Consider the following 15871-nt stretch of genomic DNA (forward strand, 5'->3'; position numbering starts at 1 on the left):
CGCCTGGGCCGCCGGTGCGGCCGGCGCGGGGGCGGCCGCCGCAGGGGCCGGTGCGGGCGCCGCGGCGGGCGCCGGCGCGGGCTTCGCTTCGACCGGGGCCGGCACGTCGGGCAGCACGCCCTTGATCACCGGCTCCTGCTTGGTGCGCGCCTTCTCGCGCCGCGTGATGCCGACCTCGTCGTCGGGCTCCTCGATCATCGTGTAGCTGGCGCGGTAGGTCTCCAGCCGCGGGTCGTCGTGGCGCAGCCGCTCGAGCTTGTAGTTCGGCGTCTCGAGGTGCGGGTTCGGGATCAGCAGCACCGTGACGCGCTGCTTCAGCTCGATCTTCGTGATCTCGTTGCGCTTCTCGTTGAGCAGGAAGCTCGTCACCTCGACCGGGACCTGCACGTGCACGGCGGCGGTGTTCTCCTTCATCGCCTCTTCCTGCACCATGCGCAGGATCTGCAGCGCGGAACTCTCGGTGTCGCGGATGTGGCCGGTGCCGTTGCAGCGCGGGCAGGTGATGTGGCTGCCCTCGCTGAGCGCCGGGCGCAGCCGCTGGCGGCTGAGTTCGAGCAGGCCGAACTTGGAGATCGAGCTGAACTGCACGCGCGCGCGGTCCTGGCGCAGCGCGTCGCGCAGGCGCTGCTCGACCTCGCGGCGGTTCTTGCTCTCCTCCATGTCGATGAAGTCGACGACGATCAGGCCGCCCAGGTCGCGCAGCCGCATCTGGCGCGCGATCTCGTCGGCCGCCTCGAGGTTGGTGCGCGTGGCCGTCTCCTCGATGTCGGTGCCCCGCGTGGCGCGCGCCGAGTTGACGTCGACCGCGACGAGGGCCTCGGTGTGGTCGATCACGATCGCGCCGCCCGAAGGCAGGTTCACGGTGCGGCTGAACGCGGTCTCGATCTGGTGCTCGATCTGGAAGCGGCTGAACAGCGGCGCGTTGTCGCGGTAGCGCTTGACCCGTGACGCCATCTCGGGCATCACGTGGTTCATGAACTGGTGCGCCTGCTCGTAGATGTCGTCGGTGTCGATCAGGATCTCGCCGATGTCGGCGGTGAAGTAGTCGCGGATCGCGCGGATCACCAGCGACGACTCCTGGTAGATCAGGAACGCGCCCTTGCCGGCCTTGGCGGCGCCGTCGATCGCGTCCCACAGCTTGAGCAGGTAGTTCAGGTCCCACTGCAGCTCGGCGGCGCTGCGCCCGATGCCGGCGGTGCGCGCGATCAGGCTCATGCCCTTCGGGTACTCGAGCTGGTCCATCGCCTCCTTGAGTTCCTCGCGGTCCTCGCCCTCGATGCGCCGGCTCACGCCGCCGCCGCGCGGGTTGTTGGGCATCAGCACGAGGTAGCGGCCGGCCAGGCTGATGAAGGTCGTCAGCGCCGCCCCCTTGTTGCCGCGCTCCTCCTTCTCGACCTGCACCAGCAGTTCCTGCCCTTCCTTGATCGCGTCGCCGATCTTGGCGGTCTTGGCGTCGACGCCTTCGCGGAAGTAGTTCTTCGAGATCTCCTTGAACGGCAGGAAGCCGTGGCGGTCCTCGCCATAGTCGACAAAGCAGGCCTCCAGACTCGGCTCGACGCGCGTGACGACGGCCTTGTAGATGTTGCCCTTGCGCTGCTCGCGCCCCTCGATCTCGGTCTCGAAGTCGAGCAGCTTCTGTCCGTCGACGATCGCCAGCCGCCGCTCCTCGGGCTGCGTGGCGTTGATCAGCATGCGTTTCATGTGCACTCCATCGATGGCCGCGCGTCGCGCGGCCGCACTGCAGCGCGCCGGCGGCAGGTGGCCGACGGCGCATCGATGCACGAGCCGCCGAAGAAGAACCGGGGAGGAACTGGCCGGGGCCGGCCGCCAACCGCGAGGCGGTCAGCGCGCTGGCAGAGCCACGTGCGCTTGGGTGTGGGCGTGCGCCCGACCCTCGGGCCCGCCTGACGGCGCGTCGGTGCGACGCGCCCCGCGCGCGGGTGCTCGTGACACCGGCGGCTGCGGATCGGCAAGGCAGGGGGAGGACGGATGCGCGTTCACTGCGGCGCGGGCGCGAACGGCGTAACCACCGTTGCGTCGATCAACCTGGTCGATGCCGCGAGGCCATCGCGTCGCGGCGGGATTCTTCTTCTGGTGGCGTCTCTTCCACCCCCGGCCGGCGGCTGCGCGGTCACGTCGGGACCGCACCCGTCGCCGCCCGGCGGTGTTGCATCACCGGGGTTGCGCCTTCCCAACGCCCGGCAAGTGCCCGGGTACACTGAGTCGAATCAAGCACTTACTTGCATCGGGTGCGCGCGCGAATTATAGGGCCTGGCCCCGGGGTGGCCGAGCGGCGGAAAAGCGGCGTCGGCGCCGGCCAGACGCGCGCGGGCGCCGTGACCGTCGCGGCCGAGGTGCGGCACGTCGGCGTCGACGAGGCGAGCGCCGGCCAGCGGCTCGACAACTTCCTGCTGCGCCTGCTCAAGGGCGTGCCGAAGACGCACGTCTACCGGCTGATCCGCGGCGGCGAGGTGCGCGTCAACAAGGGCCGCGCCGCGGCCGACACGCGGCTGGCCGCCGGCGACGTCGTGCGCGTGCCGCCGGTGCGCGTGGCGGCGGCTGCGCCGGCGCCCGCGGTGCCGGCGCGCGAGTTCGCGCTGCTGTACGAGGACGAGCACCTGCTCGCGATCGACAAGCCCGCCGGCGTCGCGGTGCACGGCGGCAGCGGCGTGAGCTTCGGCGTCATCGAGCAGCTGCGCCGCGCGCGCCCGGGCGAGCGCTTCCTCGAGCTCGTGCACCGGCTCGACAAGGAGACCTCGGGCATCTTGCTGCTGGCCAAGAAGCGCAGCGCGCTCGTGCGGCTGCAGGACCAGTTCCGCGCGCGCGACACCGACAAGGTCTACGCCGCGCTGGTGCGCGGCCACTGGCCGGCGCGCCAGCGCGTGATCGACCTGCCGCTGCTGCGCACGCTCGACGCCGCCGGCGAGCGCCACGTGCGCGTCGTCGACGCCGCCCACGAGCAGGCGCGCCGCGCGATCACGCTGGTGCGCCCGCTTGAGCGCTTCGGTGCCCGCGCCGACGCGCCGGCGGCGTGCAGCCTGCTCGACGTGACGATCAAGACCGGGCGCACGCACCAGATCCGCGTGCACCTCGCGCACGGCGGTCACCCGATCCTCGGCGACCCGAAGTACGGCGACTTCGCGTGGAACCGTGCGTGGGCGCGCGGCGAGGTGCTGCCCGGCGTGCGCTTCGCGCGCATGTTCCTGCACGCGCGGCGGCTGCGCTTCGAGCACCCGGCCACCGGCGAGGCGGTCGACCTCGAGTCGCCGCTGCCGGCAGAATGCGCGGCCTTGATCGACACGCTGCGCGGCCCCACCTCGACGCGATGACCCGCCGCTTCGACCTCGTCGTCTTCGACTGGGACGGCACGCTGTTCGACTCGACGGCGCTGATCGTGCGCTGCATCCAGGACGCGTGCCGCGACCTCGGCATCGCGGTGCCGAGCGACGCCGACGCGGCCTACGTGATCGGGCTCGGGCTGCACGACGCGCTGCGCCACGCGGCGCCGGCGCTGCCGCCCGAGCGCTATCCCGAGCTCGGGCGGCGCTACCGCCACCACTACTTCGCGCGCCAGCACGCGCTGTCGCTGTTCGACGGCGTGCTCGAAATGCTGGCGGCGCTGAAGGCGCGCAACCAGCTGCTCGCGGTGGCCACCGGCAAGGGCCGCCAGGGCCTGAACGAGGCGCTCGCGCACGCGCAGCTGCGCGGCGTGTTCGACGCCACGCGCACCGCCGACGAGACGGCGAGCAAGCCGCACCCGCGCATGCTGCTCGAACTGATGGACGAGCTCGACGTGCCGCCCGAGCGCACGCTGATGGTCGGCGACACGACGCACGACCTGCAGCTCGCCGCCAACGCCGGCACCGCGAGTGTCGCAGTGGCCTACGGCGCGCACGGTCACGCGTCGTTCGCCGGCTTCGCGCCGCTGGCGGTCGTGCGCAGCCCGCGCGAACTGCACGACTGGCTGCTCGCGCATGGCTGAGCCCGACGCCGGTGAGGCGCTGTTCCTCTGTGCCGGCGACGCGCTGGCCGAGCGCGGCCGCGCGCACCTGTTCGACGTCGTCTGGCGCGGCGAGGCGGTGCGCGCGTTCGCGCTGCGCGTCGACGGGCGCGTCGTCGCCTACGTCAACCGCTGCGTGCACGTGCCCAGCGAGCTCGACTGGGTGCCCGGCGAATTCCTCGACGCGCAGCGGCGCCACATCGTCTGCGCGGTGCACGGCGCGACCTACGAGGCGGGCAGCGGCCGCTGCGTCGGCGGACCTTGCGGCCGCGGGCGTCTGACCGCGATCGCCGTCGAGGAGCGCGCCGACGGGGTGTATTGGTATCCTTCGCCGGCGATCCGCCCCGCTGCGCGCAGCGACTGCGCGCCCACCTGAACCCGCTCCCCCGATGACCTCCACCGACGACACCCCCGCGTCGCCGTCGCCCGCTGGCGCCGGCGGCGCGTTCGAATCCGCAGCCACGCGCCCGGCGCCGCCGCCAGTGGCCGCCGCGAGCCTCGAGCACACCGTCGAGCGCCTCGTGCAGGACCTGCTGCGCGACCGGCGCAGCGAGCGGCGCTGGCGCGTGTTCTTCCGCCTCGCGTGGTTCGGCCTGTTCCTCGCGGTTGCTTTCGCCGTCTTCGTCGAGAGCCGCGGCCCGGCGGCGCCGGCCGGGCCGCACACCGCGTTGGTCGAGGTCAGCGGCGCGATCGCAGCCGACGCCGAGGCGAACGCCGACACCATCGTCTCGGGCCTGCGCGCCGCGTTCGAGGACAAGGGCGCGCAGGCCGTCGTGCTGCGCATCAACAGCCCCGGCGGCAGCCCGGTGCAGGCCGGCATCGTGCACGACGAGATCCGGCGCCTGAAGGCGCTGCACGGCAAGCCGGTGTACGCGGTCGTCGAGGAGGTCTGCGCGTCGGGCGCCTACTACATCGCCGCGGCGGCCGACGAGATCTTCGTCGACAAGGCGAGCCTGGTGGGCAGCATCGGCGTGCTGATGGACGGCTTCGGCTTCACCGGCGCGATGGACAAGCTCGGCATCGAGCGCCGGCTGCTGACGGCCGGCGAGAACAAGGGCATGCTCGACCCGTTCTCGCCGCAGAACGAGCGCCACGTCGCGCATGCGCAGGCGCTGATCGACCAGATCCACCAGCAGTTCATCGCCGTCGTGCGCCAGGGCCGCGGCGACCGGCTCAAGGACACGCCCGAGCTGTTCTCGGGACTGTTCTGGAACGGCGAGCAGGCCATCGAGCTCGGCCTGGCCGACCGCACCGGCAGCCTCGACTACGTCGCGCGCGAGATCGTCAAGGCCGAGGAAATCATCGATTACACGCAGCGCGGCAATCTCGCCGAGCGGCTCGCGCGGCGCTTCGGCGCCGGCGTCGGCGAGAGCCTCGCGATCGCGCTGCGGCACCTGACGCCGGCGCTGCGCTGATCGCGCGCGCGGCCCGCCGGGCGCCGGCGGCTCAGGCCACCGGCGGAATGCGCAGCGCCTGCCCCGGGTAGATCTTGTCGGGGTGCGTGAGCATCGGCCGGTTGGCCTCGAAGATCAGCATGTACTTGTTCGGCGTGCCGTAGAACTCCTTCGAGATCTTCGACAGCGTGTCGCCCTTGACGACGACGTAAATCTTCGACTCGGGCTGCGGCGTCGCGACGACGAGCATGTCGTTGACGGCGGCGACGCCTTCGACGTTGCCGCAGCACAGCACGACCTTCTCCTTCGTCGCCTGGTCGGCGACCTGGCCCGACACCGTCACGGTGCGCGTGGCGCCGTCGAACTCGACGGCGAGTCCGTCGACCTTCAGCCCCATCGTGTCGATGTAGGCGACGATCGCGTCGGCCGCGGCCTTGTTCAAGCGCGCGATGTTCTCCGGGTTCGGGGCCTGCGCCGCGGCCTCCTGTGCGGCCTTGGCCTCGCCCTTGCCGAAGAGCTTCTCGCCGGCTTCCTTGATGAAACTGATCAGACCCATCGCGACCTCCTGACGTGTGACGGTGCCGGCCGACTATAGGCGATCAGGGTGTCGCGGCCGATGCCGTCAGCAGCCCCTTGCGCTCGATGAACTCGATCACCTGCTGCAGCCCCTGCTGCGTGCGCAGGTTGGTCATCACGTAGGGCTTGTTCGGGCGCATGCGTCGGGTGTCGGCCTCCATCACGGCGAGGTCGGCGCCGACGTGCGGCGCGAGGTCGGTCTTGTTGATGACGAACAGGTCGCTCTTCGTGATGCCGGGGCCGCCCTTGCGCGGGATCTTCTCGCCGCCGGCGACGTCGATGACGTAGATCGTCAGGTCGCTCAGCTCGGGGCTGAACGTGGCCGCGAGGTTGTCGCCGCCCGATTCGATGAACACGATGTCGGCATCGGGGAACTTCGCGAGCAGGCGGTCGACGGCCTCGAGGTTGATCGACGCGTCCTCGCGGATCGCGGTGTGCGGGCAGCCGCCGGTCTCGACGCCGATGATGCGCTCGGGCTCGAGCGCACCGGCCACCGTCAGCAGACGCTGGTCTTCCTTGGTGTAGATGTCGTTGGTGACGACGACGAGGTCCCAGCGCTCGCGCATCGCCTTGCACAGCATCTCGACGAGCGTCGTCTTGCCCGAGCCGACGGGCCCGCCGACGCCCACGCGCAGCGGGGGCAGGGGTTTCGTGCGGCCGGGAATCGAGTGTAGGGGGTTCATGAGCGGAACAGGCGCGAGTACTGGGTTTCGTGGCGCGCCGACAGGATCGCGAGCCCCGGCGCGAACGACTGGCGGGTGTGGTCGGTGACGGCGAGCGCGTCGTCGACGGCGGCGGGAATCGCGTCGGCCAGCGCGGCGAGGATGCGCTGGCCGGCACTCTGGCCGAGCGGCACCGCGCGCACGGCGGCCTGCACGGCGTTCTCGGCCCAGCCGAACGCCATCGCGAGCAGTGCATCGCGCACCGGCGCGCCGGTGGCCGCCGCGGCGAGCGCGAACGCGACGGGCCAGGTCGGCGCCGGCGCGAGTGCGTCGAGCACCGCGACGCGCGCGTCGCCGGGGTGGCGCTGGCGCAGCCACTGCGCGAGCGAGCGGCCCATCTGCTCGCTTTGCAGACGCAGCTCGGCCGACTCGCGCGTGCCGGCGACCCACGCGTTGAGCGCCTGCACACGGGCGAGGTCGCCCGCCTGCCACGCGACGCATGCCGACGCGGTCGCGGCGAGGTCGCTGCGCGCCTGCACGAGCACGAGCTGGTCGAGCAGCCAGTCGCGGGTGCTCGCCTCGTCGAGCGCGACGCCGGCGTCGACCGCCGCTTCGAGCCCCTCGGAGTAGCTGAAGCCACCCACCGGCAGCGCCGGCGACGCGAGCCAGATCAGCTGCAGCAGCGCCGCGGCGGAAAGCGCGGTCGCCTCGCTCACGCCCGTCAGTGGTCGTGACCGTGACCTTGCCCGTGGCCGTGATCGTGGCCGCATCCCGGTCCATGGACATGACCGTGCGCATGACCATGGCCGTGCGTCGCGGCCGACGCGGCATGCGCATGGCCGTGACCCGTGGCGGCGTAGGCGCCGGCCTCCGGCTCGAACGGCGCGTGCTCTTCGTGCACGACCAGGTGCATCGCGCGCAGCATCTCGGCCAGCACGTGGTCGGGTTCGAGCTTCAGGTGGTCGGGCTTCAGCTCGAGCGGCACGTGGCGGTTGCCGAGGTGGTAGGCGGCGCGCAGCAGGTCGACCGGCGCGCCGTGCTCGGCGCAGGTGCGCACGACGAGCACCGGCTGCGGTGCGGCGTCGACGCGGATCAGCGAGCCGTCCTCGGCCACCAGCACGTCGCCGCCGCGCACGACTTGCCCGCGCGGCAGGAACACGCCGAGGTGGCGCCCGGCCGAGTCGGTCGCGTCGAAGCGGCTCTTCTGCCGCGTGTCCCAGTCGAGCGCGACGTGCGCGGCGCGCCGCACCAGCACCGGCGCGAGGCCGCGGCCCTGGGGGATCAGCTTGTGGACGGTCAGCATCGGCGGGCTTGAAGCGGTGACGGAACGCGGTTAGTATAACGAACGTTATAACTGTCGGGGTCGACGATGACGGCACTCAAGCTCACGCAGATCGGCAACTCGGTCGGTGTCATCCTGCCGAAGGAGATCCTCGCGCGGCTGAAGCTCGAGAAGGGCGACACGGTGTTCGTCACCGAGGCGGCCAACGGCATGCTGCTGACGCCGTACAGCCCCGAGTTCGAGGCGCAGATGGGCGAGGCGCGCCGCATCATGAAGAAGCGCCGCGCCGTGCTGCGCGAACTCGCCAAGTGAGCGACTGGGTCTGGCTCGACCCGGCCGTCGTGTGCGCGGTCCACGAGGAGCAGCTGGCCGAGCACGGCGGCGCCCCGGGCACGCGCGACGCGGGGCTGCTCGAATCGGCGCTGGCCCGCCCGCACCACCTGGCGGCCTACGGCGAGCCCGATGCCGCCGCACTGGCGGCCGCCTACGGCTACGGGATCGCGCGCAACCACCCGTTCGTCGACGGCAACAAGCGCACGGCGTTCGTCGCCGTCGAACTGTTCCTCGCGCTCAACGGCATCGAACTGACCGCCGACGACGCGGGCTGCGTGTTGACGATGCTCGCGGTCGCCGCCGGCGATCTCGCCGAAGACGATTTCGCCGCGTGGATCCGCCCCCACGCGGTGGCGCGCTGAACGCTCGCGCACCGCGTCAGAACAGGAAGTAGCGCTGCGCCATCGGCAGCACCGCGGCCGGCTCGCAGGTCAGCAGCTGCCCGTCGGCGCGCACCTCGTAGGTCTGCGGGTCGATCTGCATCGCCGGCAGGGTCCCGTTGTGGACCATGTCGGTCTTCTTCACGGTGCGGCAGCCCTTGACGGCGGCCAGGTGCTTGTGCAGCCCGTAGGCCTCGGCCGCGCCGCTGGCCAGCGCGGTCTGCGAGACGAACGTGATCGACGTGCGGTGCATCGCACCGCCGAAGGCGCCGAACATCGGGCGGTAGTACACCGGCTGCGGCGTCGGGATGCTCGCGTTCGAGTCGCCCATCGCCGCCGCGGCGATGAAGCCGCCCTTGAGCACGAGCGACGGCTTGACGCCGAAGAATGCCGGCTTCCACAGCACGAGGTCGGCCCATTTGCCGACTTCGACACTGCCGATCTCGTGGCTCATCCCGTGCGTGATCGCCGGGTTGATCGTGTACTTCGCGATGTAGCGCTTGACGCGGAAGTTGTCGTTGCGTGCCGAGTCCTCGGGCAAGGGTCCGCGCTGCACCTTCATCTTGTGCGCGGTCTGCCACGTGCGCGTGATCACCTCGCCGACGCGGCCCATCGCCTGGCTGTCGCTGCTCATGATGCTGATCGCGCCGAGGTCGTGCAGGATGTCCTCGGCGGCGATCGTCTCGCGGCGGATACGGCTCTCGGCGAACGCGAGGTCCTCGGCGATCGACGCGTCGAGGTGGTGGCACACCATCAGCATGTCGAGGTGTTCGTCGAGCGTGTTGACGGTGTACGGCCGCGTCGGGTTCGTCGAACTCGGCAGCACGTTGGCCTCGCCGACGACTTTCAGGATGTCGGGCGCGTGGCCGCCGCCGGCGCCTTCGGTGTGGAAGGTGTGGATCGTGCGGCCCTTGAACGCGGCGATCGTGTCCTCGACGAAGCCCGATTCGTTGAGCGTGTCGGTGTGGATCGCGACCTGCGTGTCGGTCGCCTCGGCCACCGACAGGCAGCAGTCGATCGCGCTCGGCGTCGTGCCCCAGTCCTCGTGCAGCTTCAGGCCGATCGCGCCGGCCTCGATCTGCTGCACGAGCGCGTCGGGCCGGCTCGCGTTGCCCTTGCCGAGGAAGCCGAGGTTCATCGGGAACGCGTCGGCGGCCTGCAGCATGCGCGCGATGTTGGCCGGCCCCGGCGTGCAGGTCGTCGCGTTGGTGCCGGTGGCAGGTCCCGTGCCGCCGCCGGTCATCGTCGTGATGCCCGACATCAGCGCTTCTTCGATCTGCTGCGGGCAGATCCAGTGGATGTGCGTGTCGATGCCGCCGGCGGTGACGATCATCCCCTCGCCGGCGATCACTTCGGTGCCGGGGCCGATCACGATGTCCACCCCCGGCTGCACGTCGGGGTTGCCAGCCTTGCCGATCGCCGCGATGCGACAGCCCTTGAGGCCGATGTCGGCCTTGACGATGCCCCAGTGGTCGACGATCAGGGCGTTGGTGATCACGCAGTCGACCGCCTCGTGCGGCCCGGGGCCGTTGACGACCTGGCTCTGCCCCATGCCGTCGCGGATCACCTTGCCGCCGCCGAACTTCACCTCTTCGCCGTAGCCGCCGGCGCGCAGCGTGTAGTCGGCCTCGACCTCGATGATCAGCTCGGTGTCGGCCAGCCGCACGCGGTCGCCGACCGTCGGGCCGAACATCTCGGCGTAGGCCCGCCTGCCGATCGTGGCCATCACAGGGCTCGCCCGGCCGCCCGAAGGGCCCTGGCGCCCCCTCGGGGGGCAGCGAACGAAGTGAGCGTGGGGGTCATCAGACTTTTCCTTGCACCAGGCCGCGGAAGCCCCAGACCTCGCGCGCGCCGGCGTAGTCGACGAGTTCGACGGTGCGCTGCTGACCGGGCTCGAAGCGCACCGCGGTGCCGCTGGCGATGTTCAGCCGCATCCCGCGCGCCGCGGCGCGGTCGAAGCGAAGCGCCGGGTTCGTCTCGGCGAAGTGGTAGTGCGAGCCGACCTGGATCGGCCGGTCGCCGGCGTTCTCGACGACCAGCGTGACGGTGCGCCGTCCGGGATTGAGCACGTGATCCGGGCCGTCGGTGAACAGTTCGCCGGGGATCATCGTCACTTCCTGCGTCCGAACCACCACAGGCCGGCGAGCACGGCGACCGCGAGGGCAACGCCGAACACGTCGCTCGCATGCCAGTGCGACACGCCGGGCAGGCCGTGGCCTTCGTGGGCCAGCGCCGGCCAGCCGGCCAGCGCGGCGGTGGCGCCGATCAGGGTCTTCGTCGTCATCGGTTTCTCTCCTCGCAGCACGCACCTTCACGGTGCGAACCCGTCACGCAATCGGTTGGTGCACCGTCACCAGTTTGGTGCCGTCGGGGAACGTGGCCTCGACCTGGATCTCCGGGATCATCTCGGCGACGCCATCCATCACGTCGGCGCGCGTCAGCACCGTCTTGCCCTCGCTCATCAGCGCTGCGACGCTCTTGCCGTCGCGCGCGCCTTCCATGATCGCCGCGGTGATCAGCGCCACCGCCTCGGGGTAGTTGAGCTTGAGCCCGCGCGCCTTGCGGCGCTCGGCGAGCAGTGCGGCGGTGAAGATCAGCAGCTTGTCCTTCTCGCGCGGCGTCAGTTCCATGGCCCGGTCGTTTGCAGGTTCGATGCCATGTTAAGCGCGCCCGCCGCCGGCGCGGCGGGGCTGGTGCGTTTCTTGTAGCAGCGCCGGCATGGCGCGCACCATCCCGATCACTCCGATGCCGGCGCCCGGCCCCGCCGAGGCGCCGCAGCAGGTCGTCAAGGTGCGGCGCGACTACAACAGCTGGGTCGCCAGCGAAACGATCGAGGACTACGCGCTGCGCTTCACGCCGCGCAGCTTCCGCCGCGGCGGCACCTGGCGCGTCGCGCACGCCGCGTTCGGCGGCGCGGCGTCGTTCCTGATCCTCGAGGCGATCGGCGCGACGCTGCTGGTGCAGCACGGCTTCGTCAACGCCGCGCTGGCGATCGTCGTCACCGGCCTCGTGATCTTTCTCGCGGGGCTGCCGATCAGCGTCTGTGCCGCGCGCCACGGCGTCGACATGGACCTGCTCACGCGCGGCGCCGGCTTCGGCTACATCGGCTCGACGGTCACGTCGCTGATCTACGCCAGCTTCACGTTCATCTTCTTCGCGCTCGAGGCGGCGGTGATGGCCTACGCGCTCGAGCTCGCGTTCGGCATCCCGCCGGCGTGGGGCTACCTCGTCTGTGCGCTCGTCGTGATCCCGCTCGTCGTGCACGGCGTGACCGCGCTCAGCCGCCTGCAGGCGTGGACGCTGCCGCTGTGGCTGGCGCTGCTCGTCGTGCCCTACGTGGCGGTGTTCGTCCAGCAGCCCGACGTGCTGACCGAGCTCGTGCGCTACGGCGGCGAGGGCGGCGGCGCCGGCTTCGACCCGATCGCGTTCGGTGCCGCGACGACGGTGGGCATCGCGCTGATCACGCAGATGGGCGAGCAGGCCGACTACCTGCGCTTCATGCCCGAGCGCACCGCCGCCAACCGCTGGCGCTGGTGGGCCGCCGTGCTGGCGGGCGGCCCGGGCTGGGTGCTGCCGGGCGTGCTCAAGATGCTCGGCGGCGCGCTGCTGGCCTTCCTCGCGATCACGCACAGGGTGCCGGCCGAGCGCGCCGTCGACCCGAACCAGATGTACCTCGTGGCCTACGAGTTCGTGTTCTCGCACTACGGGCTGGCGGTGGCGGCCACCGCGCTGTTCGTCGTCGTCTCGCAGCTCAAGATCAACGTCACCAACGCCTACGCCGGGTCGCTGGCGTGGAGCAACTTTTTCTCGCGCGTCACGCACAGCCACCCGGGGCGCGTCGTGTGGATGGTGTTCAACACCGCGATCGCGCTCGTGCTGATGGAGCTCGACGTGTTCCAGGCGCTGGGCCACGTGCTCGGGCTGTACGCCAACGTCGCGATCGCGTGGATCATGGCCGTCGTCGCCGACCTCGTCGTCAACAAGCCGCTGAGACTGTCGCCGCCGGGCATCGAGTTCCGCCGCGCGTACCTGTACGACGTCAACCCGGTGGGCGTCGGCGCGATGGCGCTCGCGTCGCTGCTGTCGGTCACGGCGCACCTGGGGCTGTACGGCGAGGCCGCGCAGGCCTACTCGGCGGCGATCGCACTCGTGACCGCGTTCGTCGCGTCGCCGCTGATTGCCTGGGTCACCGGCGGGCGCTACTACCTCGCGCGCACGCCGGCGGCACCGGATGGCGACGCCGCGCACGGCGCCTACGCGCGGCTGAAGCCCGCGGCGACGCAGCGCTGCACGATCTGCGAGCGCGACTACGAGGGCGAGGACATGGCGCACTGCCCGGCCTACGGCGGGGCGATCTGCTCGCTGTGCTGCACGCTCGACGCGCGCTGCGGCGACCTGTGCAAGCCGCACGCGAGCCTGGCCGCGCAGTGGACGGCGCTGCTGCACCGGCTGCTGCCGCGGCGGCTGTGGCCCACGCTCGACGCCGGGCTCGGCCACTGGTTGCTGCTGATGGCCGCCGTCGCGCCGGGGCTCGCGCTGCTGCTCGGCGTGCTGTACCAGCACGGCGCACGCTCGCTGGCCGCGCAGGTCGCCAGTGCCGACGCGGCGCCGGTGCTCGCGCTGCTGCGCGCGAGCTTCGTGCACGTGTACCTGCTGCTGCTCGTCGTCGCCGCGGTGGCCTGCTGGTGGCTCGTGCTCGCGCATCAGAGCCGTCGTGTCGCGCAGGAGGAGTCGAACCGGCAGACGCAGGCGCTGCGCGCCGAGATCGCGTCGCACCGCCGCACCGACGAGGCGCTGCAGCGCGCGAAGGCGCAGGCCGAGAGCGCACAGCGCGCCGCCGAGGCCGCCAACCAGGCCAAGACGCGCTACGTCACCGCGATCAGCCACGAGCTGCGCACCCCGCTCAACAGCATCCTCGGCTACGCGCAGCTGCTCGAGGAGGACGAGGCGATGCCGGCGCACCGCCGCCAGGCCGTCGCGGTGATCCGCCGCGGCGGCGACCACCTGCTCGGCCTGATCGAAGGCGCGCTCGACCTCGCGCGCATCGAGGCCGGCAAGCTCGCGCTGCAGGTCGAGCCGATGCGCTTTCGCGACGGCCTCGACGAGATCGCACGCCTGTTCGAGCTGCAGGCCGCGGCCAAGGGCATCGGCTTCGTGCGCACATTCGAGCCGCCGCTGCCCGAGGTCGTGCGCGCCGACGAGCGGCGGCTGCGCCAGATCCTGATCAACCTGCTCGGCAACGCCGTCAAGTTCACGGCGCGCGGGCGCGTCGAGCTGCGCGTGCGCCACGTGCGCGACATGGCCTGCTTCGACGTCGTCGACTCCGGCCCCGGGATGGACGACGCCGAGCTCGCGCGCATCTTCGAGCCGTTCGCGCGCGGCTCGGCCGCCGGCGGCAGCGCGGCCGGCGGCAGCGGGCTCGGGCTGACGATCGCGAAGATGCTCGTCGAACTGATGGGCGGCGAGCTGACCGCGACGAGTCGCCCCGGCGAGGGCAGCACGTTCAGCGTGCGGCTGTTCCTGCCCGAGGTCGCGCCTGCGCCGGGTGCGGCGCCGGCGCCGGGGCTGCGCCAGGGCTACGAGGGACCGCGCCGGCGCATCCTCGTCGTCGACAACGAGGAGGCCGACCGCGCGCTGATGCACGACCTGCTGCAGCCGCTGGGCTTCGCGATCGACGGCGTCGCGTCGGGCGAGGCGGCACTGGCACGTCTGGCCGACCGCGCGCAGCCGCGGCCCGATGCGATCCTGATGGACCTCGCGATGCCCGGCATCGACGGCTGGGAGGCGATCCGCCGGCTGCGCGCGGCCGGCCACGCACAGCCGGTGGCGGTCGTGTCGGCCAACGCGTTCGACCGCGGCCTGGACAACGACGTCGGCATCGGGCCCGACGACTTCTTCGTCAAGCCGGTGCGCTGCGCGCGGCTGCTCGACTGGCTCGGAGCGCGCCTCGATCTCGCGTGGATCACGCCGCCGCCGGCGGCGCCCGCCGTGCCCGACGCAGCACCCGGTCCCGAGCCGCTGCCCGAGCGTGACCAGCTGCGCGCGCTGCGGCAGCTGATCGCGGTGGGTTACCTGCGCGGCGTGCAGCGCAAGCTCGACGAGATCGAGGCCGCCGACGCCGCTGCGGCCCGCTTCGTCGCCCGGCTGCGTACGCTGGCGCAGCGTTTCGAGCTCGACGCGCTGCGCGCCGTCGTCGACCAGGCCCTCGATGGACCCGAACCGCACCGCCGCTGACGCGACCGACGTCGTCCTGATCGTCGACGACGTGCCGGACAACCTCGCCGTGCTGCACGACGCGCTCGACGAGTCGGGCTACACCGTGCTCGTCGCGACCTCGGGCGAGGCGGCACTGGCCACCGTCGCGCAGGCACGGCCCGACATCGTGCTGCTCGACGCCGTGATGCCGGGCCTCGACGGTTTCGAGGTCGCGCGCCGGCTCAAGGCCGACGCCGCGACCGCCGGCATCCCGATCATCTTCATGACCGGGCTCACCGACACCGAGCACGTCGTCGACGCGTTCGGTGCCGGCGTCGTCGACTACGTGACCAAGCCGGTGCGCACGCGCGAGCTGATCGCGCGCATCGAGAGCCACCTGCGCACCGCGCGCGCGCAGGGCCAGGCGCGCCGCGCGCTCGACGCTTTCGGCCACGCGACCTTCGTCGTGCGCGAGCGCGACGGCCGGCGCCTTTGGCAGACCGCGCTCGCGCGCGAGCTGCTGCGGCAGCACTTCCCGACCGTGCCCGAGGTGCTGACGCCGCCGCCGGTGATGGCCTGGGTCGCGCGCGAGGCGCTGCGCCGCCGTGCCGGCGCCGAGCCGCAGGGCTTCAGGGTCGGGCAGAGCACGCGCCGGCTCACGTTCGCGATGCACGCGATCGACGACAGCGGCGACGGCGAGTGGCTCGTCGTGCTGCGCGAGGACTCGGAAGCCGCGCTGCTCGACGCGCTCGCGCGGGCGTTCCCGGCGCTCACCGCGCGCGAGGTCGAGGTGCTGTACTGGGTGATCCACGGCAAGACCAACCGCGACATCGGCGACATCCTGTCGCTGTCGCCGCGCACGGTGCACAAGCACCTCGAGCACGTGTTCGGCAAGCTCGGCGTCGAGACGCGCACCGCGGCGGCGTCGCTCGCGCTGGCACGCGTCGGGTCACCGGTGCGCTGAGGGCTGCGCGACGAGCGCGGCGGCGTGCAACGTCGGCGCCGTCGGTGCAGGCCCTACGCCACCTTGCGTATAGGTGCGCGCAGGC

17 protein-coding genes are annotated in these 15871 nt (G+C 71.9%); 8 read left to right on the forward strand and 9 right to left on the reverse strand.

What is annotated here, in order from left to right; translation table 11 throughout:
* A partial coding sequence (locus tag MOJ79_RS11050; RefSeq protein ID WP_241924201.1) for an Rne/Rng family ribonuclease occupies window positions 1-1701 on the reverse strand: 1701 nt, incomplete at its 3' end.
* Window positions 1702-2336: 635 nt separating this feature from the next.
* Here MOJ79_RS11050 and MOJ79_RS11055 point away from each other — a divergent pair.
* Genes MOJ79_RS11055 through MOJ79_RS11070 form a run of 4 tightly spaced genes read left to right on the forward strand, consistent with a single transcriptional unit; the run spans window position 2337 to window position 5415 of the window.
* A complete protein-coding gene (locus MOJ79_RS11055; protein ID WP_442863114.1) occupies window positions 2337-3329 on the forward strand; it encodes an RluA family pseudouridine synthase in 993 nt (330 codons plus the stop codon).
* Window positions 3326-3982: an HAD family hydrolase gene (locus tag MOJ79_RS11060; RefSeq protein WP_241924202.1), complete on the forward strand. Its 657-nt coding sequence runs from the start codon at window positions 3326-3328 to the stop codon at window positions 3980-3982. The genes MOJ79_RS11055 and MOJ79_RS11060 overlap by 4 nt, the downstream gene beginning before the upstream one ends.
* Window positions 3975-4376, forward strand: a complete 402-nt coding sequence (locus MOJ79_RS11065) for a Rieske (2Fe-2S) protein (RefSeq protein WP_241924203.1) — start codon at window positions 3975-3977, stop codon at window positions 4374-4376. Before MOJ79_RS11060 ends, MOJ79_RS11065 begins: the two co-directional genes overlap by 8 nt.
* A gap of 13 nt (window positions 4377-4389) precedes the next feature.
* The gene (locus MOJ79_RS11070; protein ID WP_241924204.1) at window positions 4390-5415 is read left to right on the forward strand and encodes a S49 family peptidase; all 1026 of its coding nucleotides are present in this window, start codon (window positions 4390-4392) and stop codon (window positions 5413-5415) included.
* Between the two features lie 31 nt (window positions 5416-5446).
* Here the strand turns inward: MOJ79_RS11070 and lysM are convergent, their stop codons facing one another.
* From lysM to ureE, 4 genes are read right to left on the reverse strand one after another with little or no spacing between them, the layout of a single operon-like run.
* Complete coding sequence (gene lysM, locus MOJ79_RS11075; RefSeq protein WP_241924205.1) at window positions 5447-5950, reverse strand: peptidoglycan-binding protein LysM; 504 nt, start codon at window positions 5948-5950, stop codon at window positions 5447-5449.
* 43 nt (window positions 5951-5993) lie between these two features.
* Window positions 5994-6653, reverse strand: a complete 660-nt coding sequence (gene ureG / locus MOJ79_RS11080; RefSeq protein ID WP_241924206.1) for an urease accessory protein UreG — start codon at window positions 6651-6653, stop codon at window positions 5994-5996.
* The gene (locus tag MOJ79_RS11085) at window positions 6650-7402 is read right to left on the reverse strand and encodes an urease accessory protein UreF (RefSeq protein WP_442863115.1); all 753 of its coding nucleotides are present in this window, start codon (window positions 7400-7402) and stop codon (window positions 6650-6652) included. Before MOJ79_RS11085 ends, ureG begins: the two co-directional genes overlap by 4 nt.
* Entirely contained in the window at window positions 7354-7935 is a 582-nt protein-coding gene (gene ureE, locus MOJ79_RS11090) for an urease accessory protein UreE (protein ID WP_241924207.1), read from the reverse strand. The genes MOJ79_RS11085 and ureE overlap by 49 nt, the downstream gene beginning before the upstream one ends.
* A gap of 66 nt (window positions 7936-8001) precedes the next feature.
* Here ureE and MOJ79_RS11095 point away from each other — a divergent pair, with 66 nt between their 5' ends.
* Window positions 8002-8226, forward strand: a complete 225-nt coding sequence (locus tag MOJ79_RS11095) for an AbrB/MazE/SpoVT family DNA-binding domain-containing protein (RefSeq protein WP_119288603.1) — start codon at window positions 8002-8004, stop codon at window positions 8224-8226.
* The gene (locus MOJ79_RS11100; protein ID WP_241924208.1) at window positions 8223-8609 is read left to right on the forward strand and encodes a type II toxin-antitoxin system death-on-curing family toxin; all 387 of its coding nucleotides are present in this window, start codon (window positions 8223-8225) and stop codon (window positions 8607-8609) included. Before MOJ79_RS11095 ends, MOJ79_RS11100 begins: the two co-directional genes overlap by 4 nt.
* A 16-nt stretch (window positions 8610-8625) precedes the next feature.
* Here MOJ79_RS11100 and ureC read toward each other — a convergent pair whose 3' ends face one another.
* The 4 genes from ureC to ureA all read right to left on the reverse strand — a co-directional run bounded on the left by ureC (window position 8626) and on the right by ureA (window position 11257).
* The gene (gene ureC / locus MOJ79_RS11105) at window positions 8626-10353 is read right to left on the reverse strand and encodes an urease subunit alpha (RefSeq protein WP_241924209.1); all 1728 of its coding nucleotides are present in this window, start codon (window positions 10351-10353) and stop codon (window positions 8626-8628) included.
* Between the two features lie 76 nt (window positions 10354-10429).
* Window positions 10430-10735: an urease subunit beta gene (locus tag MOJ79_RS11110; protein WP_119288596.1), complete on the reverse strand. Its 306-nt coding sequence runs from the start codon at window positions 10733-10735 to the stop codon at window positions 10430-10432.
* A 2-nt stretch (window positions 10736-10737) separates the two neighbouring features.
* Window positions 10738-10911, reverse strand: coding sequence for a hypothetical protein (locus MOJ79_RS11115; RefSeq protein ID WP_241924210.1), 174 nt, complete (start codon window positions 10909-10911; stop codon window positions 10738-10740).
* A gap of 43 nt (window positions 10912-10954) precedes the next feature.
* Window positions 10955-11257 (reverse strand): urease subunit gamma, encoded by a 303-nt coding sequence (ureA, locus tag MOJ79_RS11120; RefSeq protein WP_241924211.1) that lies wholly within the window; start codon window positions 11255-11257, stop codon window positions 10955-10957.
* An 88-nt stretch (window positions 11258-11345) separates the two neighbouring features.
* Between ureA and MOJ79_RS11125 the strand changes: the two genes are divergently transcribed.
* Both MOJ79_RS11125 and MOJ79_RS11130 read left to right on the forward strand, forming a co-directional pair.
* Window positions 11346-14861: a hybrid sensor histidine kinase/response regulator gene (locus MOJ79_RS11125; protein ID WP_241924212.1), complete on the forward strand. Its 3516-nt coding sequence runs from the start codon at window positions 11346-11348 to the stop codon at window positions 14859-14861.
* On the forward strand, window positions 14836-15786 hold the full coding sequence (locus tag MOJ79_RS11130; protein ID WP_241924213.1) for a response regulator transcription factor: 951 nt from the start codon (window positions 14836-14838) through the stop codon (window positions 15784-15786). The genes MOJ79_RS11125 and MOJ79_RS11130 overlap by 26 nt, the downstream gene beginning before the upstream one ends.
* The last annotated feature ends 85 nt before the right edge of the window (window positions 15787-15871 follow it).

The organism is Calidifontimicrobium sp. SYSU G02091 (assembly GCF_022631395.1).
Taxonomy (GTDB): domain Bacteria; phylum Pseudomonadota; class Gammaproteobacteria; order Burkholderiales; family Burkholderiaceae_C; genus Calidifontimicrobium; species Calidifontimicrobium sediminis.